This is a genomic window from Sphingomonas insulae (genome assembly GCF_010450875.1).
Taxonomy (GTDB): Bacteria; Pseudomonadota; Alphaproteobacteria; order Sphingomonadales; family Sphingomonadaceae; genus Sphingomonas; species Sphingomonas insulae.
The window spans coordinates 1,876,871-1,903,205 of the sequence record NZ_CP048422.1 but is presented as its reverse complement, the minus strand read 5'-3'; the positions used below and the strand labels follow the sequence as shown (position 1 = coordinate 1,903,205).

General features: G+C 67.5%; 26 protein-coding genes and 1 pseudogene. 17 read left to right on the top strand and 10 right to left on the bottom strand.

Annotated elements, in window-relative coordinates; all coding sequences use genetic code 11:
- Positions 1 to 4 precede the first annotated feature (4 nt).
- Genes GTH33_RS10545 through GTH33_RS10525 form a run of 5 tightly spaced genes read left to right on the top strand, consistent with a single transcriptional unit; the run spans position 5 to position 3,914 of the window.
- Positions 5 to 1,123 carry a hypothetical protein gene (locus tag GTH33_RS10545; RefSeq protein ID WP_163958363.1) on the top strand — a complete coding sequence of 373 codons (1,119 nt, stop codon included), beginning with the start codon at positions 5 to 7 and terminating at the stop codon, positions 1,121 to 1,123.
- The gene (gene coaBC / locus GTH33_RS10540) at positions 1,120 to 2,298 is read left to right on the top strand and encodes a bifunctional phosphopantothenoylcysteine decarboxylase/phosphopantothenate--cysteine ligase CoaBC (RefSeq protein ID WP_163958362.1); all 1,179 of its coding nucleotides are present in this window, start codon (positions 1,120 to 1,122) and stop codon (positions 2,296 to 2,298) included. The genes GTH33_RS10545 and coaBC overlap by 4 nt, the downstream gene beginning before the upstream one ends.
- 31 nt (positions 2,299 to 2,329) lie before the next feature.
- Complete coding sequence (gene dut / locus GTH33_RS10535) at positions 2,330 to 2,776, top strand: dUTP diphosphatase (protein ID WP_163958361.1); 447 nt, start codon at positions 2,330 to 2,332, stop codon at positions 2,774 to 2,776.
- Positions 2,773 to 3,168: a hypothetical protein gene (locus GTH33_RS10530; protein WP_163958360.1), complete on the top strand. Its 396-nt coding sequence runs from the start codon at positions 2,773 to 2,775 to the stop codon at positions 3,166 to 3,168. The genes dut and GTH33_RS10530 overlap by 4 nt, the downstream gene beginning before the upstream one ends.
- On the top strand, positions 3,165 to 3,914 hold the full coding sequence (locus GTH33_RS10525; RefSeq protein WP_163958359.1) for a HesA/MoeB/ThiF family protein: 750 nt from the start codon (positions 3,165 to 3,167) through the stop codon (positions 3,912 to 3,914). Before GTH33_RS10530 ends, GTH33_RS10525 begins: the two co-directional genes overlap by 4 nt.
- 64 nt (positions 3,915 to 3,978) lie before the next feature.
- Here the strand turns inward: GTH33_RS10525 and galU are convergent, their stop codons facing one another.
- Positions 3,979 to 4,848 carry a UTP--glucose-1-phosphate uridylyltransferase GalU gene (gene galU / locus GTH33_RS10520; protein ID WP_163958358.1) on the bottom strand — a complete coding sequence of 290 codons (870 nt, stop codon included), beginning with the start codon at positions 4,846 to 4,848 and terminating at the stop codon, positions 3,979 to 3,981.
- 112 nt (positions 4,849 to 4,960) lie between these two features.
- Between galU and wecB the strand changes: the two genes are divergently transcribed.
- The 4 genes from wecB to GTH33_RS10500 all read left to right on the top strand — a co-directional run bounded on the left by wecB (position 4,961) and on the right by GTH33_RS10500 (position 8,692).
- Entirely contained in the window at positions 4,961 to 6,121 is a 1,161-nt protein-coding gene (wecB, locus tag GTH33_RS10515; protein WP_166753132.1) for a non-hydrolyzing UDP-N-acetylglucosamine 2-epimerase, read from the top strand.
- Positions 6,105 to 7,403 (top strand): UDP-N-acetyl-D-mannosamine dehydrogenase, encoded by a 1,299-nt coding sequence (gene wecC / locus GTH33_RS10510; RefSeq protein WP_163958357.1) that lies wholly within the window; start codon positions 6,105 to 6,107, stop codon positions 7,401 to 7,403. The genes wecB and wecC overlap by 17 nt, the downstream gene beginning before the upstream one ends.
- Positions 7,404 to 7,484: 81 nt before the next feature.
- The gene (locus tag GTH33_RS10505; RefSeq protein WP_163958356.1) at positions 7,485 to 8,279 is read left to right on the top strand and encodes a metallophosphoesterase family protein; all 795 of its coding nucleotides are present in this window, start codon (positions 7,485 to 7,487) and stop codon (positions 8,277 to 8,279) included.
- A gap of 167 nt (positions 8,280 to 8,446) precedes the next feature.
- Positions 8,447 to 8,692 carry a hypothetical protein gene (locus GTH33_RS10500; RefSeq protein ID WP_163959909.1) on the top strand — a complete coding sequence of 82 codons (246 nt, stop codon included), beginning with the start codon at positions 8,447 to 8,449 and terminating at the stop codon, positions 8,690 to 8,692.
- A 456-nt stretch (positions 8,693 to 9,148) separates the two neighbouring features.
- On the opposite strand, the gene GTH33_RS10495 is transcribed toward GTH33_RS10500, so the two are convergent.
- On the bottom strand, positions 9,149 to 9,724 hold the full coding sequence (locus GTH33_RS10495; protein WP_163958355.1) for an FKBP-type peptidyl-prolyl cis-trans isomerase: 576 nt from the start codon (positions 9,722 to 9,724) through the stop codon (positions 9,149 to 9,151).
- Between the two features lie 106 nt (positions 9,725 to 9,830).
- Positions 9,831 to 10,037, bottom strand: a complete 207-nt coding sequence (gene rpsU, locus GTH33_RS10490) for a 30S ribosomal protein S21 (RefSeq protein ID WP_017978269.1) — start codon at positions 10,035 to 10,037, stop codon at positions 9,831 to 9,833.
- 347 nt (positions 10,038 to 10,384) lie between these two features.
- Here rpsU and GTH33_RS10485 point away from each other — a divergent pair, with 347 nt between their 5' ends.
- From GTH33_RS10485 to GTH33_RS10475, 3 genes are read left to right on the top strand one after another with little or no spacing between them, the layout of a single operon-like run.
- Entirely contained in the window at positions 10,385 to 11,527 is a 1,143-nt protein-coding gene (locus tag GTH33_RS10485) for a fumarylacetoacetate hydrolase family protein (RefSeq protein WP_163958354.1), read from the top strand.
- Between the two features lie 11 nt (positions 11,528 to 11,538).
- Positions 11,539 to 12,324 (top strand): D-xylose 1-dehydrogenase, encoded by a 786-nt coding sequence (xylB, locus tag GTH33_RS10480; protein ID WP_249054852.1) that lies wholly within the window; start codon positions 11,539 to 11,541, stop codon positions 12,322 to 12,324.
- A 60-nt stretch (positions 12,325 to 12,384) separates the two neighbouring features.
- Entirely contained in the window at positions 12,385 to 14,802 is a 2,418-nt protein-coding gene (locus GTH33_RS10475) for a DUF3772 domain-containing protein (RefSeq protein WP_338054376.1), read from the top strand.
- An 8-nt stretch (positions 14,803 to 14,810) separates the two neighbouring features.
- On the opposite strand, the gene GTH33_RS10470 is transcribed toward GTH33_RS10475, so the two are convergent.
- From GTH33_RS10470 to GTH33_RS10450, 5 genes are all read right to left on the bottom strand, one after another.
- Complete coding sequence (locus tag GTH33_RS10470) at positions 14,811 to 15,422, bottom strand: sigma-70 family RNA polymerase sigma factor (protein ID WP_163958352.1); 612 nt, start codon at positions 15,420 to 15,422, stop codon at positions 14,811 to 14,813.
- 127 nt (positions 15,423 to 15,549) lie between these two features.
- Complete coding sequence (locus tag GTH33_RS10465; protein WP_212592667.1) at positions 15,550 to 16,194, bottom strand: TetR/AcrR family transcriptional regulator; 645 nt, start codon at positions 16,192 to 16,194, stop codon at positions 15,550 to 15,552.
- A gap of 103 nt (positions 16,195 to 16,297) precedes the next feature.
- Entirely contained in the window at positions 16,298 to 16,750 is a 453-nt protein-coding gene (locus tag GTH33_RS10460) for a MaoC family dehydratase (RefSeq protein ID WP_163958350.1), read from the bottom strand.
- A complete protein-coding gene (locus GTH33_RS10455; protein WP_163958349.1) occupies positions 16,750 to 18,594 on the bottom strand; it encodes an acetyl/propionyl/methylcrotonyl-CoA carboxylase subunit alpha in 1,845 nt (614 codons plus the stop codon). The genes GTH33_RS10460 and GTH33_RS10455 overlap by 1 nt, the downstream gene beginning before the upstream one ends.
- 172 nt (positions 18,595 to 18,766) lie before the next feature.
- Entirely contained in the window at positions 18,767 to 19,231 is a 465-nt protein-coding gene (locus GTH33_RS10450; protein ID WP_163958348.1) for a nuclear transport factor 2 family protein, read from the bottom strand.
- A gap of 29 nt (positions 19,232 to 19,260) precedes the next feature.
- Between GTH33_RS10450 and GTH33_RS10445 the strand changes: the two genes are divergently transcribed.
- The gene (locus tag GTH33_RS10445; RefSeq protein WP_338054375.1) at positions 19,261 to 19,746 is read left to right on the top strand and encodes an endonuclease domain-containing protein; all 486 of its coding nucleotides are present in this window, start codon (positions 19,261 to 19,263) and stop codon (positions 19,744 to 19,746) included.
- A gap of 17 nt (positions 19,747 to 19,763) precedes the next feature.
- Here the strand turns inward: GTH33_RS10445 and GTH33_RS10440 are convergent.
- Together GTH33_RS10440 and GTH33_RS10435 are read right to left on the bottom strand one after the other, a co-directional pair.
- Positions 19,764 to 21,370, bottom strand: a pseudogene (locus GTH33_RS10440) (carboxyl transferase domain-containing protein).
- A 41-nt stretch (positions 21,371 to 21,411) separates the two neighbouring features.
- Positions 21,412 to 22,584, bottom strand: coding sequence for an isovaleryl-CoA dehydrogenase (locus GTH33_RS10435; protein ID WP_163958346.1), 1,173 nt, complete (start codon positions 22,582 to 22,584; stop codon positions 21,412 to 21,414).
- Between the two features lie 86 nt (positions 22,585 to 22,670).
- Between GTH33_RS10435 and GTH33_RS10430 the strand changes: the two genes are divergently transcribed.
- From GTH33_RS10430 to GTH33_RS10415, 4 genes are all read left to right on the top strand, one after another.
- Positions 22,671 to 23,699 carry a LysR family transcriptional regulator gene (locus GTH33_RS10430; RefSeq protein WP_163958345.1) on the top strand — a complete coding sequence of 343 codons (1,029 nt, stop codon included), beginning with the start codon at positions 22,671 to 22,673 and terminating at the stop codon, positions 23,697 to 23,699.
- Between the two features lie 23 nt (positions 23,700 to 23,722).
- A complete protein-coding gene (locus GTH33_RS10425) occupies positions 23,723 to 23,929 on the top strand; it encodes a hypothetical protein (protein WP_163958344.1) in 207 nt (68 codons plus the stop codon).
- Between the two features lie 80 nt (positions 23,930 to 24,009).
- Positions 24,010 to 25,515 (top strand): carboxylesterase/lipase family protein, encoded by a 1,506-nt coding sequence (locus GTH33_RS10420; protein ID WP_163958343.1) that lies wholly within the window; start codon positions 24,010 to 24,012, stop codon positions 25,513 to 25,515.
- A 13-nt stretch (positions 25,516 to 25,528) separates the two neighbouring features.
- A complete protein-coding gene (locus tag GTH33_RS10415; protein ID WP_163958342.1) occupies positions 25,529 to 26,290 on the top strand; it encodes an SDR family NAD(P)-dependent oxidoreductase in 762 nt (253 codons plus the stop codon).
- The last annotated feature ends 45 nt before the right edge of the window (positions 26,291 to 26,335 follow it).

Genomic DNA, 26,335 nt, shown 5'->3' with positions numbered 1-26,335 from the left:
GCCGATGCGCCGGTCGCTCGCCCCGGTGTGGCTGACCGAACCGTCGCGCTGCGCGGGCCTGTCGCCGCGCAACGCCGGGGCGGCACTGGCGGCGCTCGCGGTGCTGCTGCTCGCGACCCTGCTGGTCTTCGCCACGCCGGCACCGCCCGCCGCCAGCGGCGCCGCGAGCAACCGCGCCGACGATCAGGCCGACGTCATGCTCTACGAGACGATCGTCGAGAACGTCCGCCACGGCGGCGATTATTATGCGGTCGCCGCCGACGCGATGCGCAGCGGCAATTATCCGTTGAAGCCGTTCGTCACCTTCCGCCTGCCGACGCTCGCCACGGTGCAGGCGTCGCTGCCGCATGCCGTCGTCGTCGCGCTGCTCTACATCCTCGCCGCCGCGGTCGCGCTCGCCTGGTATGCGCGGCTGGCGCCCGCCTTCGCCCGCCCGCCGCCACGGATCGTCGCCATGACCCTCCTTGCCGGCGGGCTGATGGCGTTCGTCCAGAGCGACCTCATCGCCTTTCACGAGATCTGGGCGGGCCTGTTCCTCGCGCTGTCGCTCGGCGTCCATCGCCCGGCGGCGTGGCTGCCCTCGGTCGCGTTCGGGCTGGCGGCGGCGCTGATCCGCGAGACGGCGGGCCTGTACCTCGCGCTGATGCTGCTGCTCGCGCTCGCCGCCGGTGCGCGGCGCGAGGCGATCGGCTGGCTGGTTGCGGGCGCGATCCTGGCGGTCGTGCTGGCGGCGCATGCCCATGCCGTCGCCGCCGTCGTCCGTCCGCTCGATCCCGCCTCGCCAGGCTGGTCCGGCCATCTCGGCTTCGGCTTCTTCGTGCGGACGATGGCCGTGTCGACCGCGCTGGCGCTCGCGCCCGTGTGGCTCGCCGCGCCCCTCGTCGGGCTGGCGCTGTTCGGCTGGGCGGCGTGGCGCGACCCGATCGGTCTGCGCGTGCTGGTCGTGCTCGCCGCTTATGCCGCGGTGCTGAGCGTGTTCGGCCGGCTCGACACGTTCTACTGGGGCCTGCTGGTGGCGCCGCTGATGCTCGTCGGGCTGGCGTTCGTGCCCGATGGCCTGCGCGACCTGTTCGCCGCCCTGTCCGACCGGCGGCAGATCACGGTGAGGAGGATCGTCCGATGAAGCGTGTCCTGTTGATCGTCGGCGGCGGCATCGCGGCCTATAAGGCGGCGGAGCTGATCCGGCTGCTGCGCAGGCACGGCCATGCCGTCCGCTGCGTCCTCACCGAGGGCGCCAGCCATTTCGTCACGCCGATGACGCTTGCCGCGCTGTCCGAGGACAAGGTCTACACGACGCTGTGGGATCTCAAGGACGAAGCCGAGATGGGTCATATCCAGCTCAGCCGCCAGGCCGACCTGATCGTCGTCGCACCCGCTACCGCCGACCTCATCGCGCGCATGGCGGCGGGCATCGCCGACGATCTCGCGACGACGTTGCTGCTCGCCACCGACACGCCGGTGCTCGCCGCGCCGGCGATGAACGTGCGGATGTGGACCCATGCCGCCACGCAGCGCAACGTCGCACGCCTCCGCGCCGACGGCATCACCGTGCTGGACCCCGACGAGGGGGCGATGGCGTGCGGCGAATACGGCCCCGGTCGCCTGCCCGAACCCACCGCCATCGCCGCCGCGATCGAGGCGGCGCTCTTCCCCGCCGCGGGGCCGCTCGCCGGCCGCCATATCCTCGTCACCGCCGGCCCCACGCATGAACCGATCGACCCGGTCCGCTACATCGCCAACCGCTCGTCGGGGCGGCAGGGCTTCGCCATCGCCGGCGCCCTCGCCGCGCTGGGCGCCCGCGTGACGCTGGTCGCCGGCCCCGTCGCGCTCGCCACCCCCGCCGGGGTCGAGCGCATCGACGTCGTCACCGCACAGGACATGGCCGACGCCGTCGCTGGCGCCCTGCCCGCCGATGCCGCGGTCATGGTCGCCGCGGTCGCCGACTGGCGGGTCGCCGCGGCACCGCACAAGGTCAAGAAGGGCGCGGCACCCCCGGCGCTCGCCCTGACCGAGAACGTCGATATCCTCGCGACGCTCGCACATGACGCCCGCCGGCCCCGCCTCGTCGTCGGCTTCGCTGCCGAGACCGAGGACGTGGTCGCCCACGCCGCCGCCAAGCGCGTCCGCAAGGGTGCCGACTGGATCGTCGCCAACGACGTGTCGGGCGACGTCTTCGGCGGCGATGCCAACACCGTCCACCTCGCTACCGCCAATGGCGTGGAACATTGGGAGCGGATGCCCAAGGACGAGGTCGCACGCCGCCTGGCGCAGCGTATCGCCGACGCCCTGGGTTCTTGATCCGTTCGCACAGGCCGGGTAGCCGCTACGCATGACCGATACGATCGCCATCCGCCTCCGCCGCCTGCCCCATGGCGCGGACCTGCCGGTCCCCGCTTATGCCACCGCGGGCGCCGCCGGACTGGACGTCGTGTCGGCCGAGGGGCTGACCCTCGCACCCGGCGCCCGCGCCGCGGTGGCCACCGGGTTCGCGATCGCGATTCCCGACGGTTACGAGGTACAGGTCCGCCCGCGTTCGGGGCTGGCGCTGAAACACGGGGTCACCTGCCTCAACACGCCGGGCACCATCGATTCCGACTATCGCGGCGAGGTGAAGGTGATCCTCGTCAACCTCTGTGACACCCCCTTCGTCATCGCCCGCGGCGATCGCATCGCTCAGCTTGTCGCCGCCCCGGTTCAGCGCGCGACGCTGGAAATCGTCGACGAACTGGACGATACCATGCGTGGAAGCGGAGGGTTCGGATCGACCGGCCGATGATCGAAATGCTTGTCCTGGCTGCACAATTGGCCGGTGCGTCGCCTTCGCCGATGCCACCGCAGGATTGGAGTGGCCTGCGTCCATTGCCCCTGACGCGGGAATCCGATGATGGCGCCAACCTGTCGGCCTTCGTCCGTGCCGAGGTGAAGGCCGGCCGCTGCACCGCCGCCGTCGCGATGCAACAGGGCTGGATGCTGAAGATCGATCTGGCGGTGCTCGTCGGACCCGGCGCGCAGCCGCGGCGCGTCGTGCCGCGGGCGATCGCCTGCCCGTCGGTCGAACAATATGCCGCCGGGCTCATCTCCAGCATGGCGCGCGGCAACATCGCGGTTTCCGCTGCCGAACCCGACACCTGGTATCGTACCAGCCTCACCTTCTCCTGGCCGGCGTGACCCTCTCCGACGACGAACTCGTTCGCTACACCCGGCATATCGTCCTGAAAGAGGTCGGGGGCGGCGGCCAGCACCGCTTCCGGGCGGCGCATGTGCTGGTCGTCGGCGCGGGCGGCATCGGATCGCCGGCGATCCAGTATCTCGCCGCGGCGGGTATCGGCCAACTGACGGTCGTCGACGACGACCATGTCGACCTGACCAATCTGCAACGCCAGACGATCTATGCGACCGCCGACATCGGGCTGGGCAAGGCCGTGGCGGCGGCCGGCGCGGCGCGGCGGATCAACCCGCATGTCGACGCGCGGGCGCGTACGATCCGGATCGACGGGGACAATGTCGCCGCCTTGCTGGCGGATGTGGACGCGATCCTCGATGGTTGCGACAATTTCTCAACGCGGCTGTGCGTCGCCGACGCCGCATATGCCGCACGCGTGCCGCTCGTCTCCGCCGCGATCGGCCAGTTCGACGGGCAGCTCGGCGTGTTTCGCGGCTGGGAGGCAGGCAAGCCCTGCTATCGCTGCTTCGTCGGCAGCGATCCCGAGCGCGCCGGTGCAAGCTGCGCCGAGGATGGGGTGTTGGGGCCGATGGCGGGGGCGATCGGCAGCCTCGCCGCGCTGGAAGTGCTGCGCGCGCTGCATCCCTTTGGCGAGGACAGCGCCGGCAAGCTGTTGCTCGCCGACACGCTGGCGTTGCGGTTCAGGACGCTACGCCTGCCCAAGGACCCGGGCTGCCCCACCTGCGGTTGACGCGGGTGGGGCGCGGCTCATCGTCCGCGCCCCACCCGCTGCCCGCCCGGACCAGCGCCGTGCGTCAGCGCAGCGCCGTTTCCGCGAACGCGCGCACGGCCGGACCGATGTCTTCGCGCGCCAGTGCCAGCGCGAGGTTCGCCTGGATGTACCCGGCCTTGTCGCCGCAATCGTAGCGCTGCCCGTCGAAGGTGAAGCCATGAAACGGCTGCTGCCCGATCAACTGCGCCATGGCATCGGTCAGCTGGATCTCGCCACCCGCGCCCTTTTCCTGACTCTCGAGGATCCGCATGACCTCGGGCTGGAGGATGTAGCGGCCGGGGATCATCAGGTTCGACGGCGCGGTGCCCTGCTTGGGCTTCTCGACCAGTGCCTTCACCTCGGTCAGCCGGCCATCGACCGCGCCGGGCGAGATGATGCCATATTTGTCGGTCTCGCTGTCCGGCACCTCCAGCGCGCCGACGATGTTGCCGCCGACCCGCTCATAGGCCTCGACCATCTGCTTGATGAAGCCGGGCTTGCCGACCATCAGTTCGTCGGGCAGCAGCACCGCGAACGGCTCGTCGCCGACGATCTCGCGCGCGCACCACACCGCATGGCCCAGGCCCAGCGGCTCCTGCTGGCGGATGTAGCACGGGCTGCCCGGCTTCTGCCGGATGCCGTCGAGCACGCTCAGCGACTTGCCGCGCGCGCGCATCGTGTCCTCCAGCTCGTACGAGATATCGAAGTGATCCTCGAGCGCGCCCTTGCCGCGCCCGGTGACGAAGATGATCTGTTCGATGCCGGCTTCCAGCGCCTCTTCGACCGCATATTGGATCAGCGGCTTGTCGACGACGGTCAGCATCTCCTTCGGCATTGCCTTCGTCGCCGGCAGAAATCGCGTGCCGAGACCCGCCACCGGAAAGACCGCCTTGCGCACTCGCTTGATCGTCATCGTTACCCCATTCGTTGCGGCACGGGGGTTTAGGTGCGCCGGTGCGGGTTGGCAAATCCGCCGGCGGGATGCTTAGCCCCATATTAAGGCACACATGATAGACCCGGCCGCCATGGACTCGCCCACGCGCCCGCCATCGCGCACACCTACGCGCCCCAGGGTGCTGATCGTCTTCGGCACGCGGCCGGAGGCGATCAAGCTGTTCCCGGTGATCCGCGCGCTCGAATACGCCGGCGGCATCGACGTCGTCACCTGCGTCACCGCGCAGCATCGCGGCCTGCTCGACCAGGTGCTGGCCATCGCGGGGCTGACGCCCGATATCGACCTCGACCTGATGGAACCCGGCCAGTCGCTCGATCGGCTGACCGCACGCCTCCTCACCGGGCTGGGCGAGGTGATGGACCGCGTCGCACCCGACCGGATCATCGTACAGGGCGATACGGCGACGGCGATGGTGGGTGCGCTGGCCGGCTATTATCGCAAGATCCCGGTCGCGCATGTCGAGGCGGGGCTAAGGTCCGGCAATATCTATCATCCCTGGCCCGAAGAGGTGAACCGCCGCATCGTCGCGCCGATCGCCGACCTTCACTTCGCCCCCACCGACACCGCCGCTGCGGCGCTGGCACGCGAGAATGTGACGTCCGGCGTGCACGTCACCGGCAATACGGTGATCGACGCGCTGCACTGGACGCGCGACCGGATCGCGGCGACGCCCGCACTGGCAGCCGGCCTCGATTCGCTGGCAGATCGGTTTGTGGGCAAGCGCGTGATCCTGGTGACCACCCACCGGCGTGAAAATTTCGGCGACGGCATGGCAGCGATCGCGCGCAGCATCGCCCGCATCGCGGCGCGGAAGGATGTGGCGATCCTGTTTCCGATGCATCCCAATCCCAATGTCGGCGCGGTCATGGACGCCGTGCTCGGCGATGCCACCAATGTCGCACGCATCGCCCCGCTCGATTATCCCCAGTTCATCCGCGCGCTCGAACTCTGCGACCTCGCCTTGACCGACTCCGGCGGCGTGCAGGAAGAAGCGCCGGCGCTGGGCAAGCCCGTGCTCGTGATGCGTGACACCACCGAACGTCCCGAAGGCGTCGCGGCCGGCACGGCAAAGCTGATCGGGACGGACGAGAGCAGGATCGTTTCCGAAGTCTTCACGCTTCTGGACGACAAAGCCGCCTATTCCGCAATGGCGCGTGCCCACAATCCATTCGGGGACGGCCTGGCAAGCAATCGGATCGCAAGGATCGTCGCCGATGATTTCGGACTCTGAACTGAAGGTCGTCGTTCTCGGTCTCGGCTACATCGGCCTGCCGACCGCCGCCATCATCGCCCGTACCGGTGCGCGCGTGCTCGGGGTCGACGTTACCGAATCGGTCGTCGATACCGTCAATTCGGGCAAGGTGCATATCGAGGAAGTCGACCTCGACGGCCTCGTGTCCGGCGTCGTCGCACGGGGATCGCTGCGCGCATCGACGATGATTGAACCTGCGGACGTCTTCGTCATCGCCGTGCCGACGCCGTTCGCCGACGATCACGCGCCCGACATCGGCTATGTCCTGCAAGCCGCGACGACCATCGCTGCAGTGCTCAAGACCGGCGACACGATCATCCTCGAATCGACCTCACCGGTCGGTACGACCGAAAAGGTCCGCGACCTGCTCGCGCAGTTGCGCCCGGACCTGCGCGTACCCGGGCGCACCGGGGACGCTGCCGACGTCGCGATCGCCTATTGCCCGGAACGCGTGCTGCCGGGCCGCATCCTCGTCGAACTGATCGACAACGACCGGGTGATCGGCGGCATCACGCCGCGGTGCGCACGCAAGGCGCTGACCTTCTACCGCCGCTTCGTCCGCGGTGCCTGTGTCACGACCACCGCTCGCGCGGCGGAAATGACCAAGCTGACCGAAAACGCCTTTCGGGACGTCAACATCGCCTTCGCCAACGAACTCAGCCTCGTCGCGGATACGATGGGCGTCGACGTGTGGGAGGTGATCCGGCTCGCCAATCGTCACCCGCGCGTCAACATCCTGCAGCCGGGGCCCGGCGTCGGTGGCCATTGCATCGCGGTGGATCCGTGGTTCCTCGTCCATGCCGATCCCGCCAACACGCCGCTCATCCGGACGGCGCGCCTGGTCAACGATGGCAAGACCGATCACGTCGTCGCGCAGGCGACCGCCCTGATCGAAGCGCGACCGGGCGCGCCGGTCGCCTGCCTGGGCCTCGCCTTCAAGGCCAATATCGACGATTTTCGGGAAAGCCCGGCGTTGAAGATCGCGCACCTGCTCGCCGCCCGGTTCGGCGATCGGATACGGATCGTCGAGCCCTATGCCGGCACGCTGCCTGCCGCGTTCGACGGCACGGGCGCCCGGCTGATCGATATCGATGCCGCGATCGAAACTTGCCCGATCATGATCGTGCTGGTCGATCACGACGTGTTCCGCTCGGTGCCGCTCGAAGAACGGCGCGACAAGGCCGTGCTCGACACGCGCGGCATCTGGCCGGATCAGCCCGCCGCGGTAGCGGCCACGGAAGCGTTGCGACTGGCGAGCTGACGCTTTCACCTGCGGTTCAGGGTGTTGCAGCCAGGGGTGACGGCGCCTAACTGCACGCTTCGGCTCGAACGACAGGATTTCATGCTCAAAAAGCTGCTCAGGGCGCGCCGTGCGTCGGCATCGCCCGTCGCCGCCATTCCGGCCGGCGAACGTGTCTACGCGGTCGGCGATGTCCACGGCTGCGACGATCTGCTCGGCGAACTCCTGTCCCGGATCGACGCGGATGACGCCGCGCGCGAATCGGCACGGACGACGATCGTCTTCCTTGGCGACCTCGTCGATCGCGGCCCTGCCTCCGCCGCCGTGATCGAACGGCTGCGGTTGCTGTCCGCCAGCCGGCCCGACACCCGCTTCCTGCTCGGCAACCACGAGGAGGTGTTCCTCGAATCGCTCAAGGGCGATCCCAAGGCGCTGCGGATGTTCTGCCGTATCGGTGGCCGGGAGACGATCGTCAGCTACGGCGTCGATGCCGCCGACTACGACCGGATGGACTATGAGGAACTGCACGCCGCAATGGTCGATCGGGTGCCCGCAAATCATCAGGAATTCATGCTCGGCTTCGAAGACATGGTCACAATCGGAGACTACCTCTTCGTCCACGCCGGCATCCGCCCCGGTGTCGAACTATCCAACCAGCGAACCGCGGATTTGAGGTGGATACGCAATCCGTTTTTGGGGCACGATCGACCTTTTGAAAAGATGGTTGTTCATGGCCATACCATCAGCGAAGACTTGGACCTCCAGCCGCACCGCATTGGTGTAGATACGGGTGCATATGAAACGGGTCGATTGACTGCGCTCGGGCTGGAAGGCACTTCGCATTGGACGATACAGGCCGGTCATTTTACACGATCACATGAGCCGATATTGGTGTGAATAAGGCTTCACATGGTCGGCTGCCATGCTATGCGCAGCATGCAGCTCTGCAATGTTGCAGCGCGGCAACGGTCTCGGATCATTCGAGATTGGTGGTTGATAAGCGGTTGTCGTGCTGACCTAGTTCTGGCATGGCACTCACTGACGAGCACAAGAGGGAACTGATTATGCGTCTTGGGAAGTATCTCGCAGCAGCAGCTGCTGCCACGATGACCGTCGCTCCGGCGGTTGCCGCTCCGACAAATCCGGCTGCCAGCCTGTCGGTTTCGAAGTCGGTTCGCACCGGTTCGGTTTCGAAGAAAAAGAGCGATCTGGCCGGCGGCGGCATCATCATCGCGCTGGTCGCGGCTGCTGCAGTCGTTGCTGGTATCGTCGTTGTTGCAGACAGCGACGACAACGCGGACAGCAACTAAGCTGATCGTTAGCTTCGGCTAGGGAATAGCGGCCTTCGGGCCGCTATTTTTTTGCCTGCGGTAAATCGGCACCGGAAGCCGACCTTGGTTGCGAAGCTCATCACCTTTTTGAGACAGAGGTCGTAGCCGTCCGGCCATCGAGTTTTCAGGATGGTGGGCAAAAACGTGGCCGACGCATTCGACCATCAATCTCTCGACAGGGCGACAGGACCGACGAGCCAAGTTTGCCGTGGGCATCGTTGCGAGAGGCGAACCTAGACGATGTTCTAGCCGGCTCGGCGGTGCGACCGGATTTACGAAGCTGCGCAAAGCTTTGGCGCATACGCAAAAGCCGACGCCACGATGAGCGCCGACTTTCCAGTCCATTGATTCCGAATAATCTTCGGTGACCCGCCTCTTGAGCCGATGGCGGCCAGAGGAACCATGCGTGTCACCTCAAGCCGCCGCCTTCAAATGTCATCGGCCGGTCGTAACACCCGGGGGGAGAGCGCCGGGCATGCCACCCATCGCACCCTGCTGCTGGGCCTGCGCCTGCAACCGGCGAACAACCGATTCAGGAAGAAAATCGATCAATTCGACGTCGAAGACGAGCGTGGAATTACCGGGGATCGGCCCCTTGGTCTCAGCGCCATAACCCAGCGACGGCTTGATCCAGACGCGATATTTCGCGCCCTTCGGCATCAGCTTCAACGCTTCGGAAAACCCCGGAACGACGCCCGCGACGGGCATGGGGGTTGGCTGCTGCGACTTGTCGAAAGTGGTGCCGTTCAGCAACTTGCCCTCGTAGTTGACCAGTGCGACGTCCGTGTCGGAGGGCTTGGGCGCACCAGGCTGGCCGGGTTGCAATACCGTGTACTGAAGCCCGGATGCGGTCGTCACAACACCGCTCTCGCGCGCGTTGCGGGTCAGGAAATCGTCGCCTTGTCGAGCCAGCAGGAACGCCGCCACGCAGGCAAGCACGATGCCGACCCAAAGGTAGACGAGATAGCTGCGCTTTACGGGCTGCAGCGGGACGGCAGTGACGGTCGACATCGTTGCACCTGGAGTTGTGGTGCCGGGCCGGCCGTCACCGGTTGGTTTCACTGAAAGTCACAAAGGTCACGCTTCTACAGCGCGCCACTGTAACGATTAGAACAACTTAACGCGCACCATCACGCTCGGCGCGCTTACGCTCGAGCTTGCGGGCGCGGCGGACCGCTGCGGCACGCTCGCGAGCGCGCTTTTCCGACGGCTTCTCGTAATGACGGCGCAGCTTCATCTCGCGATACACACCCTCGCGCTGCAGCTTCTTCTTGAGCGCGCGAAGAGCCTGGTCGACATTGTTGTCGCGGACGACGATCTGCATAAAACCCAATCACTCCGGTCAATAGCTAATGCGGCCGCAGACGGTAGGTCCGCGCCGTGTGAACGGTCCCCCTAGCAGCGCACCTCAATAATGGCAACCCGTTCAGAGCCGATCACGTCCCTGCGCGCTATCGATCCTGCTGCACATCCGTTGACAGACGTCGACCATCCGATAATGGTATCGCTAACAGGGATGTCGTGCGGAACGTTGATGCCCAAAGGTATGAAAGCGCAACAACAGCATAGCGGTCCAAGCTGACTCATTCCAAGACATCAGCGTCCCGTCGCCGTCCCTCGGAACGCATTTATACCCTGGCAACTAGCGTGCCTGCCATGGAGAGATCGATCATGCCGCCCCCTTTCAACGCCGCCGATGCAGTCGGCGAAGACTGGCGCACCGGTCGCTGGATCGGTCGCATCGATCGCGGGAACGGTCCCTGCCCCGTCTTGATTGTCGGCGGAATTGTCCACGACATGAGCAGGGTCGCACCGACGACAGCGCATTTGGTGTCACGCAATGCTTTCGATCCTGCGCAGGGTGACGCGATTGGCGCGTTGGATGCGATCGGATTGTCTGTGGACGGCAACACGCGCTTGCTGAGCCCCATCGATCTGCAGTGCGTCAAGGCAGCGGGCGTTACGTTCGCGGTATCGGCGATGGAGCGAGTCATCGAAGAACGCGCACGGGGCGATGCTGGTGCGGCGGCAGACGTCCGAACGCGGGTGGAAGAACGGATCGGCGGTAGCATGCGCGCTGTCCGGCCGGGCTCCGACGAGGCGATGGTCCTGAAGCAGGCGCTGATCGACGAGGGTCTGTGGTCGCAATATCTGGAAGTCGCGATCGGCCCGGATGCCGAGATCTTCACCAAGGCCCCCGTGCTGGCAACGGTGGGCTGGGGTGCTGATGTCGGCATCCGTTCCGATTCGACCTGGAACAATCCGGAGCCGGAGATCGTGTTGCTGGTCAGTCCCGATGGCCGGGTCGTCGGGGCGACGCTCGGCAATGACGTCAACCTGCGTGACTTCGAAGGTCGATCGGCGCTGCTGCTTGGCAAGGCGAAGGATAACAACGCTTCCTGTTCCCTGGGCGCCTTCGTCCGGCTGTTCGATGAAACCTTTACGATGGACGACGTTCGGCAGGCGGAGATCACACTGCGGATCGACGGTGCCGACGGCTACACGCTCGATGGTGCAAGTGCGATGGATCAGATCAGCCGCGACCCCGAGGACCTGGTGCGACAGGCGTTGAGCGAACATCAGTACCCGGATGGTCTAGTGCTGTTTCTCGGTACCTTGTTCGCCCCGACACAGGATCGGGACCAGGTCGGACAAGGCTTTACGCATAAGGTCGGCGATACCGTTGCGATCACGACGCCCAAGCTGGGGCGGCTGGTCAACACCGTCACCACGTCGAAGGCGGCACCGCCCTGGACGTTCGGACTATCTGCACTGTTCGGCAATCTGGCGGCACGCAGACTGCTGTCGGCATGAGGGATACGAACGTGAACGATACGACTGTCGGCGAGCACGATCGCCGTGCGCAATACCCGTCATTGCGTGGCAAGCGGGTGATCGTCACCGGCGGCGGATCCGGCATAGGCGCAGGGTTGGTCGAGGCATTTGCCAGGCAAGGCGCCAGGGTTGCGTTCGTCGATGTCGCCGAAGCGGATAGCATGGCGCTGGTCGCGCATCTGGCGGATGCGGACCATGTGCCGATATTCCGCCGCCTCGACCTCATCGATCTGACCGCGCTGGCCACCGTCTTCGCCGATCTGCTGGAGGCACTGGGCGGCGTCGACGTTCTCGTGAACAACGCCGCCAACGACGACCGCCACGCGATCGCTGACGTCACGCCAACCTATTGGGATGAGCGGATGAACGTTAATTTGCGGCACCAATTCTTTGCGGCGAAGGCGGTGATTCCGAAAATGCGGGAATCGGGCGGTGGATCGATCGTCAATTTCGGGTCGATCAGCTGGCATCTGGGGCTGGAAGACCTGATCCTGTACCAGACCGCCAAGGCGGCGATCGAGGGATTGACCCGTAGCCTGGCGCGCGACCTGGGCCGCGACAACATCCGCGTCAACGCCGTCATCCCCGGCAACGTGAAGACCCCGCGGCAGGAAAAATGGTACACGCCCGAGGGCGAGGCGGAGATCGTCGCGGCGCAATGCCTGGACGGGCGGATCGAGCCCGCCGACATCGCCGCGCTCGTTCTGTTCCTCGCATCCGATGATGCGCGCATGTGCACCGCGCACAATTACTGGATGGATGCCGGCTGGCGGTAAGACTGGCCTTGCGCCCCCGACCGTGACATTCGCCGCATCTTCGACCAAGGCGCTAGACCGGTGCACAGCGTAGCGGAGAAGTCGGGCGTGAACATGCGGTTGGCGGCGGCGATCACACGGGTCCTGATCCTGTTGCTGGTCGCGCTCTCGCCGCCTGTGATGGCGCAGCCGTCCCCGATCGACGTCGCGACCGCGCAGTTGACCACTGCGGAAACGGCGCTGAACGGCGTCGATCGGGCGCTGGACACGCGCACCGACCGTGACAGTCGCGCCAAGTTGCGCGACGCGGCGCTGACCGCACAGAGCGACGCACGCGAGGCGGCGGACCAGTTGCGTGGGCAATTGGCGCTGATCGATGCCCGCATCGCCGGGCTGGGTCCGTCCGTAGCCGGCGTGGTGGAGGCAGCGGACATCCGCAACGAGCGGCGATCGCTGGCACAGGCACGCAACTCGCTCGATTCGAAGGTCAAGCGGGGCCAGCTGATGACGGTCGAGGCCGGTCAGCTGGTCGCAGAGATCGACCAGACCGACGCGGCCGAGATCGGCGAGCGCATCGCCGTGCGCGCCGCATCGCCGCTCGCCCCCCGATTCTGGAGCGATCTGTTCGCCGCCTTCCCCCGCGATGCGCGGCGGATCAGTACGTTCGTGGGTCGCGAATGGACGCAGGTCGAGATCGGCCTTCGCGGCGGATTGCCGTGGGGCGCATTGCTGGGGACGTTGCTTGCAGTCGCATTGTTGCTGCCGGTGCGCCAGCTGCTGCGCCGGATGGGGCAACGCTATCTGATCGTCGATGCGCCCGGCCATCGCGTCCGACGATCGGCCAACGCACTGTGGCGCGTCCTGGTCGGCACGGCGATGCCGACCGCAGCCGCATTCCTGTTCGTACAGGGGCTGCGCTGGTCGGCGCTGCTGGCGCCGTCATGGAGCGGGCTGGCGGACGCATTCGTCGCCGCGGCAGGCTTTTCCGGCTTTACCGCATCGGTCGGTGCAGCGTTCCTGATGGCGAGCCAGCCGTCGTGGCGTGTCGTTTCGCTGTCCGATGCGGCGGCCACCGCCCTTCGTCCGGTCGGCTGGGCGTTCGGTGCATTAACGTTCGTCGTCATCCTGCTGGGCGCTTTCAACAGCGCGATCGGCGCCAGCCCCACCGCCCTGCTGGCGATGGAAGTGGTGGAGGTCATCGTCCACCTGATCCTGATCGGTGGCACCCTGGTGATCGTCGGCCGGCTGCGCGCCGGCGAAGCCGCGGATGGCGAGAGCGAGAAGGAAGCGGCGACGAGTGCGGGCGTGGGCGCCGTCACGCTGACGCTCTGGCTGATCGTCGCGGGTGCCGGCCTGTCGCTGCTGATCGGTTATGTCGGGCTGGCGATCACCGTCGCGCAGTTCGTCGTCTGGGCGACGTTGCTGGCAGTCTGCACCTATCTGTTAATGGTGGTGATCGACGACGTCGCGACCAGCCTGTTCCAGCGCGACAGCCGGATCGGGCAGACGCTGCGCCATGGCATGGGCGTCGGCGCCAGCGCGATCGACCAGTTCGGCGTGCTGCTGTCGGCCGTGCTCCGGCTGGCGATCATCGTCATCGCGCTCGGCCTGTTACTCTATCCGTTCGGCGCGGGTTTCGGATCGTTCCTGGACCGCGTCGCCGGGCTGGCGCGCGGGGTCGAGGTCGGCGGCGTGTCGATCTCGCCCGGTACGATCCTGCGCTTCGTCGCGGTGCTGGCGCTGGGGCTGTTCCTGGTGCGCCAGTTCACCGGATGGCTGGACCAGCGTTACCTGCCGAGCACCGGCCTGGACGGGTCGGTGCGCAATTCGATCCGGCTGGTGGCGCGCTATCTGGCGATCGCACTGGCCGTCGTGTGGGCGCTGGCGTCGCTCGGCATCGGGATGGAGCGGATCGCGTTGCTGCTGTCCGCGCTGTCGGTCGGCATCGGGTTCGGTTTGCAGGCGATCACGTCCAACTTCGTCTCCGGCCTGATCCTGCTCGCCGAGCGGCCGATCAAGATCGGCGACCTGATCCGCGTCGGGACCGATGAGGGCGACGTCAAGCGGATCAGCGTGCGATCGACCGAGATCGAGCTTGCCGACCATTCCACGTTGATCGTCCCCAATTCGGAACTCATCACCAAGTCGGTGCTCAACAAGACGCTGGCGGGACCGCTGGGACGGATCCAGCTGCAGTTTTCGGTACCGATCGCGACGGATGCGGATCGGGTGCGGGCGCTGGTGCTGGAGACGTTCGCCAACGAGCCGTCGATCCTCGACGCACCGGCGCCGGTGGCGCTGGTCGACGGGATCGCCGACGGTCGCATCCTGTTCAACTGCTTCGGTCACGTGGCCAGCCCGCGCAGTACCGGCGAGGCGCGGAGCAACGTGCTGCTCGACCTGTTGCGCCGCATGCGGGCCGAAGGCGTGGAGCTGGGGACGGTGCCGCAGCGGCTGGAGCTGGTGCCGCTGCCATCGCCAGCCCACGCGCCAAGCTGAATCCGGGGTCAGCCGATCATCCGGCTGCCCGCATTCTTCCAGTCGCGATAGCGTTGCGTCGGACCGGCCGGCTGCAATTGCGGCTGTGCCACCGGCACGGCGGCGACGACGCCGGCGAGCAGTTCCACCACCGCCGCGCGTGCGCGGAACACCCTGCTACGCACCGTGCCGAGCGAGACGCCGAGCCGCTCCGCCGCCTCTTCGTACGACAGCCCCTCCTGCGCGACGAGCACCAGCGCCTCTGCCTGACCCGGCGTGATGCTGCCGAGCGCGACATCGAGGTCGGCGAGCATGACGCCCGATTCCTGGTCGGCGGGGACGACCAACCGGTCGTCGTCGATATCCGGGTTCCACGACACGCTGCGACCGCCGCGCCGGCGATCGCTGAGGAACAGGTTGCGCAGAATGCGGAACAGCCAGGCACGGAAATTAGTACCGGGCTGGAAGCGGGAGCGCGCCGCCCAGGCCCGGGTCATCGTTTCCTGCACCAGATCGTCGCCCTCGCCCTGGTCGCGGCTGAGGTGCCGGGCGTAGCGCCGCAGCGCCGGCAGCACCGCATCCACCGCGGCGACGAAGCCGCGTTCGGAGAGGACGTCATGCGGCAAGGCGGCGGAAGTCATGGGTCACGTCCGATCGGGGAGACGGCATGACGGCGACCACCCTGGCCCGTTCCCCACCGCTCGACGAGCGAGCAGAACGGTTATCGAACCGAACGGTTCCTTTTTTATTTTGCGGTGCAGCAAACCGTCAAGCGCGCACCCCATAGAGGGTCAGGAAGGCGCCGAAGCGATGGTCGAACGCCCCGTCCTCGCACAGTCCGTCGAGCGCGGTGAGCGAATCGGGGGCGATGCGCGCGCGGTTCACGGGGCCGTACATGAGATCGAACAGCATGTGCGCCATGCACGACGGGTCGCCGGCGGCGAGCAGCCCGCGTTTCTGAGCCGTCGCCACCGCGCAGATGATCGGCGCCATCAGCATGCCGTGCCAGTGCCGCTGGCGCATGGCGAAGCCGGCGTCGGTCAGCGAGGCATGGTTGATGAAGATCGACAGGCCGATGTTCTCTGGCTTGAGTAGCAACCGGAACATGTGCCGCGTGAAGGTGCGCAGCGCCGCGATCGGTTCGTTCGTGCTGTCGGCGGCATCGCGGGCGAAGGCGTAGAGTTCGTCCATCCGGTGCTGGATGGCGGCATCGATCAGCGCGTCCTTGCTGGGAAAACGGCGATAGATCGTCTGTTTGGTGACGCCGATGTCCTGCGCCAGCGCATCGATCGACAGCGTGGCGTAGCGGGCGTCGCGCAAGGCATCGATGGTGCGATCGAGGATCAACGTTTCGATCGCACGCGCCTCTTCGCGCCGCGGGCGTCCGGCGCGCCGCTGGATGGTCGTCGTCATCGCCGCACCGGAAGTGTCCATGAACGCCCTTGTCCGAGAGGTGCCGCCCGAAATCAACCGGCGATAGCCATTATGGACGTGCGGCGATGAACGGCGCCTGTCGTCATGCTTCCGATCGCTTGATGAGGGCGGTGCGCAGGCACTGGCAGACCGTTTCGCCGCGCTGGTTGAGCAGCAGGTGGCGGAAGGTCACCAGTCCGGCATCGGGCCGCGATTTGCTGTCGCGCAGCTCCACCACCTCGCTTTCGGCCCGCAGCGTGTCGCCGATGAACACCGGCTTCGGCATTACCAGCTTGTCGTAGCCGAGATTGGCGACCAGCGTGCCGAGCGTCGTGTCGGCGACCGACAGGCCGACCATCAGCGCGAAGGTGAAGGTGCCGTTGACGAGGATCTGTCCGAATTCCGACGCCCGCGCCGCCTCCGCATCGAGATGCAGCGGCTGCGGATTGTGGGTCATCGTCGAGAACAGCAGATTGTCGGTTTCGGTGACGGTGCGGCGGATGTCGTGGCTTAGCCGGTCGCCGACCTGCCAATGATCGTAGAATCGTCCCGCCATCAGACATCATCCTGTATGACGCGGACGAGCAGCGTGCCCTCGGTCACCTGCCCGTCCGCCACCGCGTTCAATTCGGCGACCAACCCGTCGAAGGGCGCGGTGAGGCTGTGTTCCATCTTCATCGCCTCCAGCGTGACGAGGCGCTGGCCCCTCGCCACGCGGTCGCCCGCCGCGACGTCGACGGCGATGACCCGGCCCGGCATCGGCGACAGGATCGCGCCGTCCCCCGCCCCGCCCGCGGCGGCGGCGGTGGCGCGGAAGGGCGTCACCTCCCACGTCTGGCCGCCTTCGGTGACGAGCAGGCGATCGAGCGGCGTCGCACCGGTCGCATCGGCGGTGGCGAAATCGACCTCGACCGGCTCGCCGCCGACCAGCAGCTTCGCCACCGTGCGCGGCGCGGCGTTGAGGCGGAAGCCCGGGATCGGCCGCGCGCCGGCGAGCGCTGCGGCGGCATCGGCCAGCGCCTCTTCGCTGGGCAGCGCGGGCGGCATCAGCGCATCGCCTTCCCGCGCGATCAGGCCGGTGTCGAGCGTCGCCGCGACGAAGGCGGGGTGATCGAGCGCCTCGACCAGAAAGCCCGCATTGCTGCGCAACGGCCAGACGATCGCCGCATCGAGCGTGTCGGCCAGCGTCTCGCGGGCCTCTTCGCGGGTCGCGCCATGGGCGATGACCTTCGCGATCATCGGGTCATAGAAGGGCGAGATCGTCGCGCCGCGTTCCACCCCGGTATCGACCCGCGCCGTCGTGCCGAGATCGAACGCGTCGAGCCGGCCGATGCTGGGCAGGAAGCCCCGCGCCGGGTCCTCGGCATAGAGGCGCGCTTCGATGGCATGGCCGGAGATCGCCAGATCCCCTTGCGAACATGGCAGCTTTTCGCCGCTGGCAACGCGCAGCTGCCATTCGACGAGGTCCTGCCCGGTGATCATCTCTGTCACCGGATGTTCGACCTGGAGCCGGGTGTTCATCTCCATGAACCAGATGCGGTCGGCGCGCAGCCCGTCGCTGGCGTCGGCGATGAATTCGATCGTGCCGGCGCCGACGTAATCGACCGCCTGCGCCGCCTTTACCGCGGCGGCGCAGACCGCGGCGCGGGTGGCCTCGTCCATGCCGGGCGCGGGCGCTTCCTCGATCACCTTCTGGTGGCGGCGCTGGAGAGAACAATCGCGTTCGAACAGGTGGACGACATTGCCATGGGTGTCGCCGAACACCTGCACTTCGATATGGCGGGGCGACAGGATGTACTTTTCGATCAGTACCTTGTCGTCGCCGAACGACGCGGCCGCCTCTCGCTGGCACGAGGCGAGCGCGTCGGCGAAGTCCGCGGCATCATCGACCCGGCGCATGCCCTTGCCGCCACCGCCGGCCACCGCCTTGATCAGCACCGGATAGCCGATCTGCGCCGCTTCGGCAGCGAGGCGGGTTGGGTCCTGGTCGTCGCCGAGATAGCCGGGGGTGACCGGCACGCCAGCGGCGATCATGCGCTGCTTGGCGGCATCCTTCAGCCCCATCGCGCGAATGCTGGCGGGTTTGGGACCGACCCAGATCAGCCCGTTATCAATCACTTGCTGCGCGAAGTCGGCATTTTCGCTGAGGAAACCATAGCCGGGGTGGATCGCGGCCGCGCCCGTGTCGAGCGCGGCCGCGATGATGCGGTCGGCGACGAGGTAGCTGTCGCGCACCGGCGAGGCGCCGATGTGCACCGCCTCGTCAGCCTCGCGGACGTGCAGCGCGGTCGCATCGGCATCGGAATAGACCGCGACCGTCCGCACGCCGAGCGCGCGGGCGGTGCGGATGATGCGGCAGGCGATCTCGCCCCGGTTGGCGATGAGGAGCGATTCGATCACGACGGTTTCCGATCGGCGGGAGCGCGGAAGTTGGCGAAGTTGACACTACGTCCCGCCTGGAAACGGGGTCGGCGGGGGGCCGGGCCGGATATCGGCGAACGGGCGACGAAGAGGGCGCGCGCGGTCATGCCCGGGCGGTCTACACCGGCGGCGGGGGTGTAGGACAGCGCGATCATGCCGGGCATCCGGTGGTGCGCTGCGACCAGGTGACGTTCAGCACCTTCCACGCGCCGGCTTCGCGGATCAGGTCGAAATGGTCGACGCCGCAATGGTGGAGCTTGCCATTGATCGTGAAGGTATAGGGACCCCAGACCATCGCGATATCACCATCGACCTCGATCACCGAATCGATCAGCCGTTCCTCAAGACGTTCGCTGCCGGGTTTCACACCGGCTGTGAAGTCCTGCCAAGTCATGTGGCGGACGCTGCGGGTGCCGTCCGGCTGCTCCGTAGCGACGGTCGCGCCGCCTTCGTGGCGGACCTGCGCGAGGATCGCGGCGGGATCGCGCGCGGCGAGGCCGCGGAACAGCGCGTCGATCGGCGCCATCACCGCCGCGGCGGCGGGGTCGGCATAGGGCAGCGGGTTGGCGGGCGGCAGCCGGTCCGCGGATTGCAGCGCGAGGAGGAGCGGAAGCATGGCGTTTCTTTCTAGATCCTCCCCGAGCCATGCTCGGGGAGGGGAACCAGCCGCAGGCTGGTGGAGGGGCGCGCGCAGCGCGTGTCGAGGTGGCCGCGATGATCGGCGCGACGGGCAGCGCCTATTGGCAATCGCAGGCGTTGCGCCGCACGATGTCGCTGCCCGAAGTGCCGTTGTGGCAACAGCTTCGCCGTCGCGGAATTGGGCATAAGTCGCGCAAGGAGCATCCGGCGGGACGCTTCACACTCGACTTCTCCTGTAGCGCGGCGCGATTGTGCGTGGAGATCGACGGCGAAGCGCATGAACGTGGCGATCGACCGAAGCGCGACGCCTTCCGTGATGTTTGGTTGGCGGAGCGTGGTGTCGACGCGTTGCGGGTGCCGGCGAGGGAGGTGTTGCGCGATCTCGACGCCGTGGTCCGGATGATCGTTGCTGGTGCGTTGGAGCGCGCGCGCCTCCACCCCCGGCCTGCGGCCGGCGGCCCCCCTCCCCAAACGGAGCCTGGGGAGGAATAAGGAAGCGCCGTGCCCGCTCACATCCGGAACACGCCGAAGCGGGGATGGTCCGGGATGGGGGCGTTGAGGCAGGCGGCGAGCGCGAGGCCGAGGACGTCGCGGGTCTGGGCCGGATCGACGATGCCGTCGTCCACAGGCGGGCGGTCGCGTACCAGGGATTGCCCTCGTCCTCGTAGCGGGCGCGGACCGGGGCCTTGAACGCTTCGGCCTGTTCGGGCGTCCAGCCGTCGGCGTCGCGATGGACGGTGGCCAGCACGCTCGCCGCCTGTTCACCGCCCATCACGCTGATCCGGCTGTTGGGCCAGGTGAACAGGAAGCGCGGGGAATAGGCGCGGCCGCACATGCCGTAATTGCCCGCGCCGAAGCTGCCGCCGATCAGGATGGTAATCTTCGGCACGGTCGCGGTGGCGACGGCAGTGACCAGCTTTGCGCCATGTTTCGCAATCCCTTCCGCTTCATACCTGCCACCGACCATGAAGCCGGAAATGTTCTGCAGGAACAGCAGCGGGATGCGACGCTGGCAGGCGAGTTCGATGAAATGCGCGCCCTTTTGCGCGCTTTCGCTGAACAGGACGCCGTTGTTGGCGAGGATCGCGACCGGCAGGCCGTGGATCGTCGCGAAACCGCAGACCAGCGACGCACCGTAGAGCGCCTTGAATTCGTGGAATTCCGATCCGTCGACCAGGCGGGCGATCACCTCGTGCACGTCATAGGGCGCGCGGACGTCGTCCGGGACAATGCCGTAGAGGTCGTCGGCCGGGTAGAGCGGCGCGCGGACGGGGGCGATCTGCGGCCCGGTCTGCGGCGGCAGCGTCGCGACGATGTCGCGGACGATGGTGAGCGCGTGTTCGTCATTCTCGGCGACATGGTCGACGACGCCCGATCGGCGCCCGTGGGTATCGGCACCGCCCAGTTCCTCGGCGCTGATGACCTCTCCCGTCGCCGCCTTCACCAGCGGCGGGCCGGCGAGGAAGATCGTCCCCTGGCCGCGGACGATGATCGTCTCGTCGGACATCGCCGGCACATAGGCGCCGCCGGCGGTGCAGCTGCCCATGACGCAGGCGATCTGGGGCAGGCCGAGCGCCGACATATTCGCCTGGTTGAAAAAGATGCGGCCGAAGTGATCGCGGTCGGGAAACACCTCTGCCTGATGCGGCAGGTTGGCGCCGCCACTGTCGACCAGATAGATGCACGGCAGGCGATTGTCCTGGGCGATTTCCTGCGCTCGCAGGTGCTTCTTCACGGTCAGGGGAAAGTAGGTGCCGCCCTTCACCGTCGCATCGTTGCAGACGATCATCACCTGGCGGCCGGCGACGCGGCCGATGCCGGCGATCATCCCGGCGCCGGGGACCCCCTCCCCCGTGTTCGGGTCGTCGTACAGTCCGTTGGCGGCGAGCTGGCCGATTTCGAGGAAGGCGGTGCCGGGGTCGAGCAGCCGTTCGACGCGGTCGCGGGGAAGGAGCTTGCCGCGGGCGGTGTGACGGTCGCGGGATTTCGCCGACCCGCCAAGGGCGGCGCGGGCGACATCGGCGCGCAGGCGATCGGCGAGCGCGCGGTTATGGGCGGCGTTGCGGGCGAAGGCGTCGCCGTCGCGGGCGATGGCGGTGGCGAGGACGGGACCCATTTACATCCTCCCTATTACGAAGGGGATCGCGAGCGCGCGCATCACTGCACCACCTTCGGCGCGGCGCCGATCAGTTCGCGGCCGATCAGCATGCGGCGGATCTCGTTCGTGCCCGCGCCGATGTCGAGCAGCTTGGCGTCGCGCATGAAGCGTTCGACGGGCCAGTCCTTGGTATAGCCCGCCCCGCCCAGCGCCTGGATCGCCTCCAGCGACACCTTCACCGCATTTTCCGAGGCGAGCAGGATGGCGCCCGCCGCGTCAAAGCGCGTGGTCTTGCCGGCATCGCAGCTCTTCGCGACGGCATAGACGTAGGCGCGCGAGGAATTGAGCGCGACGTACATGTCGGCGATCTTGGCCTGCATCAGCTGGAACTGGCCGATCGGCTGGCCGAACTGCTTGCGTTCCTGCACGTACGGCACGACCACGTCGAGGCAGGCCTGCATGATGCCGAGCTGGATGCCGGCCAGCACCGCGCGTTCATAGTCGAGGCCGCTCATCAGCACGCCGACGCCGCCATTCTCCGGCCCCATGATATTTTCGGCCGGGACGTGGCAGTCGTCGAACACCAGTTCGGCGGTAGGCGAGCCGCGCATGCCCATCTTGTCGATCTTCTGACCGATGCTGAAACCGGGCATATCCCGTTCGATCAGGAAGGCGGTGATGCCGCGGCTCCCATCGCCGGTCTTCGCATAGACGACGAGGGTGTCGGCGTAAGCGGCGTTGGTGATCCAGAATTTCGTGCCGTTCAGCACATAGCCGTCGTCGGTCTTCGTCGCCCGCAGCTTCATCGACACGACGTCGCTGCCCGCGCCCGCTTCGGACATGGCGAGGCTGCCGACATGTTCGCCGCTGATGAGCCCGGGCAGGTATTTCGCCTTCTGTTCGGGATTTCCCCAGCGGCGGATCTGGTTGACGCACAGGTTGCTGTGCGCGCCGTAGCTGAGGCCGATCGACGCGGAGGCGCGGCTGACCTCCTCGACCGCGATGACGTGTTCGAGATAGCCGAGGCCGAGGCCGCCGTCCGCTTCGTCGACGGTGATGCCGTGCAGGCCAAGTTCGCCCATCGCGGTCCACAATTCGTCGCGCGGGAACCAGTCGTCGGCGTCGATCTTCGCGGCCAGCGGCGCGATGCGATCGGCGGCGAAGCGCTGCGTGCTCTCGCGGATCATGTCCGCCGCCTCGCCCAATGCGAAATCGAAGTTGGTGATCACCATCCGCTCCTTGTCGTTGGCCGCCTGTTAGCACAGGCATCGGGCGACGGAAAATCGACAGGACCGCCGGCGATCTATAGATGGCATCTATGATCGACCGCTTTCTGATCCGCTATTTCCTGGGCATCGTCGATCATGGCAGCTTTTCTGCCGCGGCGCTGCATTGCCGGGTGACGCAACCGACGCTGTCGGCGGGCATCGCGAAGCTGGAGGGCGCGCTGGCGCAGCGGCTGTTCGATCGCAGCAGCAAGCGGGTGCGGCTGACCGAGGCGGGCGCGCAGTTCGCGCATTACGCGCGGCGGATCGAGGCGGAGTTCACCGCCGCCGAGCGCGCGGTGCAGGCGGCACGGCCGCGCCGGCTGATCCGCATCGGCGTGGCGCCGACGATCGCGACCGCCTGGATCGGGGCGGCGCTGGCGGCGGTGCGCGCCGGGGGATGCGGCGAGCAGGTCGAAATCGTCGAGGGCCGGTCGAACGAGTTGCAGGCGAAGCTGGATCGCGGACGGCTGGATGCGGTGCTGGGCATCGTCGACGACGATGCGGCGGTGCTGGTCGAGGAACGCTATGGCGTGGCGATGGCGCTCGACCATCCGCTGGCGGGACGCGATGCGGTGGCGGCGGACGAGATCGCCGGCGACACGATGATCGTCCGGCGCCATTGCGAGGCGCTGCCGCAGGTCAGTCGCTTCTTCACCGAACGCGGGGTGCGGCCGTTCATGGCAGCGCGGACGATCAGCGACGATCGCGCCGCCGCCTATGTCGCGGCCGGGCTGGGCATCACCGTGATGCCGCGCAGCCTTGCCACCGCGGCGATGGCGATGCCGGCGCTGGTCGGGTTCGACGCGGTGCGCCGCATCGGGTTCCGTACGCCGGATGCGGGCGTGGCGCGGCTGCACGACAGTGCGGCGTATCGGGCGTTCGGCGCGGCGTTGCGCGCCATCGGTGGCGGCGATGGCGATGACGATGGCGACGACGGCGGACGCAATGGCGATGACGGGGGCGACGACGTGGGCGATGGCGCCGGGCATCGCGATGACGATGCCGGGGGCGCCGGGCCGAGCCGCGAATCCGACGACCGGCCGCCGGCGATGGCACCGGGTCGGGAGGCGAGGCGTTGATGACCTGCGAAAAGGAGACCGACATGGCCGATGACACCGGCAACGAACGCGTTCGCTACGTACCCGACAGCCCCAACGTCGGTGCCGCCGACCCCGACGGCAATCCCGACGATGCCAAGGGTTCGGCCAAGGATCAGTCGCGCGCCGACGACCTGGCGGCGAAGGTCGCGGTCGGCGACGAATTGTCGGCGTATGAGAAGGTCGCCGGGCGCGGCGTCCGCCCCGACTGACGCCCGCGGCATCGCTAATGATCCGGCGGGCATAATCCCGCCGGCTGCACGGCACGCGCGATCCGGGGCATGATGATGCCATGTCCCTGCAACCGCCCGAACCGATCCATACCGCCGCCGGCCTCGTCCGTGGCCGCCGCGATGGCGCGCTGACCGTCTTCCGCGGCATTCCCTATGCTGCCGCGCCAGTCGGGCAGCATCGGTTCGCGCTGCCGCAGCCGGTCGAGCCCTGGGCCGGGATACGCGATGCGACCGATGCCGGTCCCAATGCGCCGCAACGGACGCGTGCGGTGCCGGGGCTGGATGCCCGGCCGCTGATCGGCGAGGGCTGGCGACGGGGCGACAACTATCTGTCGCTCGATATCTGGCAGCCGGCCGGCGGGCGGACCGCCATGCCGGTGATGGTGTTCATCCATGGCGGCGGCTTCGTCGTCGGCGGCAAGGATGCGGCGGTGCAGGACGGCGCGACCTTCGCGCGCGATGGCATCCTGTATGTCGCGATCAACTATCGCATGGGGGTCGACGGGTTCCTGCCGATACCCGATGTGCCGACCAACCTGGGGCTGCGCGACATGATCGCCGCGCTTGCGTGGGTGCGGGACAATATCGTGCAGTTCGGCGGCGATCCCGCCAACGTCACCGTCTTCGGCGAAAGCGCAGGCGCGATGGCAATCGCCGATCTGATCGCCTCGCCATTGGCCAAGGGATTGTTCGCGCGGGCGATCGTGCAGAGTGGGCATGGCGGCATGACGCGCGATATCGGGGTCGCGCAGCGCCTGGTGCGGGCGGTTGCCAGGCGACTGGACATCACGGCCGATCGTGCCGGCTTCGCCAGCGTCGCGCCGGGCGAACCGTTGCTGGATGCGGTCGAGGCCGTATCGCTGCCGGCCGCCCGCATCGACTTGCGCAATCCGGACGGGCGCGAGCCGGTATTCGGGATCAGCCGTTTCGTCCCCGTCCACGGCGACGACGTGCTGCCGCTGGCGCCGCTCGATGCGCTGAAACAGGGTGCGGGTGCCGATGTGCAGCTGCTGATCGGCAGCAACGCCGAAGAGATGAACCTGTACCTCGTCCCCAGCGGCGTGCGCGACAAGCTGAACACCGGATTGGGCAGGCTGCTGGCGTGGTTCGTGCTGCGCAAGTCGCAGCCGCAGGCGTGGCGCGTCCTCAAGGCCTATGGCATGGGCCGCGGCAAGCCCGTGGGCCAGGCGCTGACCGATGCGCTGACCGACCTCGTCTTTCGCTGGCCGGCGCGCCGCTTTGCCGAGGAGCATCGCGGCGCCACGCATATGTACGAGTTCGGATGGCGATCGCCGCGCTACGACGGCGAACTGGGCGCATCGCATGGCATGGAGCTGCCGTTCGTCTTCGACAGCCTTGCCACCTGCACCGGCGCCGACGGGCTGTGCGGCATCGCACCGCCGCAGGACCTGGCCACCCGCGTCCACGCGATCTGGGTGCAGTTCGCGCGCGACGGATCGCTGCCCTGGGCGCCGTTCGATCGCGAGCGCCGCACGGTGTATAAGCTGGCCGCGGACGAGGCGGTATCGGAACCGGTGATGCCCGCCGCCGCCTTCCTCCCCTGATCGGAGCCCGACCATGTATCTCGACCGCCTGCGCCTGGACGGACGCACCGCCTTCGTCACCGGCGGCGCGCAAGGGATCGGCCATGCCTGCGCCGATGCGCTGGCCGAGGCCGGCGCGCGCGTCACCATCGCCGACCGCGATGCCGAGGCGATCGGCAAGGCGATGGAATCGTTGAAGGCGAAGGGCCATACGGTCGATGGCGTCATCCTCGACGTGACCGACAGCGCGCGCGTGACCGCGGTGGCCGATGCCGCCGGGGCGGTCGACGTGCTGGTCAACAATGCCGGCATCGCGCGCAGCGACACCGCGGCCGAGGACGTGGCGGACGAACATTGGCTGAACGTCCTCGACGTGAACCTCAACGGCACCTTCTGGTGCGCCCGCGCCTTTGGCCGGCACATGATCGCCGCGGGCAAGGGCAGCATCGTCAACGTCGGTTCGATGTCGGGGTTCATCGTCAACCGGCCGCAGCCGCAAAGCTATTACAATGCCAGCAAGGCCGCGGTGCACCAGCTGACCAGAAGCCTGGCGGCCGAATGGGCACCGCGCGGCGTGCGGGTGAATGCGGTCGCGCCGACCTATATCGCGACGCCGCTGAACGCCTTTGCCGATCGGAGCGGCGAGATGTATCGACGGTGGATCGACGGCACGCCGCTAGGCCGGCTCGGCGAACCCGAGGAGGTCGCCTCGATCGTCCACTTCCTCAGCAGTGACGCCGCCAGCCTGATGACCGGCAGCATCGTCGTCGCCGATGGCGGCTATACCTGCTGGTGACCGACGGCGGGTCGACGCGCGGCCAAGCCGAAGTGCCGATCGGCA

Coding starts and splice junctions, on each gene's coding strand:
- wecB (WP_166753132.1), top strand. CDS start 4,961: ATGGACTCGCCCACGCGCCCGCCATCGCGCACACCTACGCGCCCCAGG.
- GTH33_RS10460 (WP_163958350.1), bottom strand. CDS start 16,750: ATGGCGGGACGATTCTACGATCATTGGCAGGTCGGCGACCGGCTAAGC.
- GTH33_RS10530 (WP_163958360.1), top strand. CDS start 2,773: ATGATCGAAATGCTTGTCCTGGCTGCACAATTGGCCGGTGCGTCGCCT.
- GTH33_RS10470 (WP_163958352.1), bottom strand. CDS start 15,422: ATGACTTCCGCCGCCTTGCCGCATGACGTCCTCTCCGAACGCGGCTTC.
- GTH33_RS10430 (WP_163958345.1), top strand. CDS start 22,671: ATGATCGACCGCTTTCTGATCCGCTATTTCCTGGGCATCGTCGATCAT.
- wecC (WP_163958357.1), top strand. CDS start 6,105: ATGATTTCGGACTCTGAACTGAAGGTCGTCGTTCTCGGTCTCGGCTAC.
- GTH33_RS10435 (WP_163958346.1), bottom strand. CDS start 22,584: ATGGTGATCACCAACTTCGATTTCGCATTGGGCGAGGCGGCGGACATG.
- GTH33_RS10465 (WP_212592667.1), bottom strand. CDS start 16,194: ATGACGACGACCATCCAGCGGCGCGCCGGACGCCCGCGGCGCGAAGAG.
- GTH33_RS10485 (WP_163958354.1), top strand. CDS start 10,385: ATGCCGCCCCCTTTCAACGCCGCCGATGCAGTCGGCGAAGACTGGCGC.
- coaBC (WP_163958362.1), top strand. CDS start 1,120: ATGAAGCGTGTCCTGTTGATCGTCGGCGGCGGCATCGCGGCCTATAAG.
- galU (WP_163958358.1), bottom strand. CDS start 4,848: ATGACGATCAAGCGAGTGCGCAAGGCGGTCTTTCCGGTGGCGGGTCTC.
- dut (WP_163958361.1), top strand. CDS start 2,330: ATGACCGATACGATCGCCATCCGCCTCCGCCGCCTGCCCCATGGCGCG.
- GTH33_RS10420 (WP_163958343.1), top strand. CDS start 24,010: ATGTCCCTGCAACCGCCCGAACCGATCCATACCGCCGCCGGCCTCGTC.
- GTH33_RS10415 (WP_163958342.1), top strand. CDS start 25,529: ATGTATCTCGACCGCCTGCGCCTGGACGGACGCACCGCCTTCGTCACC.
- GTH33_RS10495 (WP_163958355.1), bottom strand. CDS start 9,724: ATGTCGACCGTCACTGCCGTCCCGCTGCAGCCCGTAAAGCGCAGCTAT.
- rpsU (WP_017978269.1), bottom strand. CDS start 10,037: ATGCAGATCGTCGTCCGCGACAACAATGTCGACCAGGCTCTTCGCGCG.
- GTH33_RS10425 (WP_163958344.1), top strand. CDS start 23,723: ATGGCCGATGACACCGGCAACGAACGCGTTCGCTACGTACCCGACAGC.
- GTH33_RS10545 (WP_163958363.1), top strand. CDS start 5: ATGCGCCGGTCGCTCGCCCCGGTGTGGCTGACCGAACCGTCGCGCTGC.
- GTH33_RS10500 (WP_163959909.1), top strand. CDS start 8,447: ATGCGTCTTGGGAAGTATCTCGCAGCAGCAGCTGCTGCCACGATGACC.
- GTH33_RS10445 (WP_338054375.1), top strand. CDS start 19,261: ATGCTCGGGGAGGGGAACCAGCCGCAGGCTGGTGGAGGGGCGCGCGCA.
- GTH33_RS10505 (WP_163958356.1), top strand. CDS start 7,485: ATGCTCAAAAAGCTGCTCAGGGCGCGCCGTGCGTCGGCATCGCCCGTC.
- GTH33_RS10450 (WP_163958348.1), bottom strand. CDS start 19,231: ATGCTTCCGCTCCTCCTCGCGCTGCAATCCGCGGACCGGCTGCCGCCC.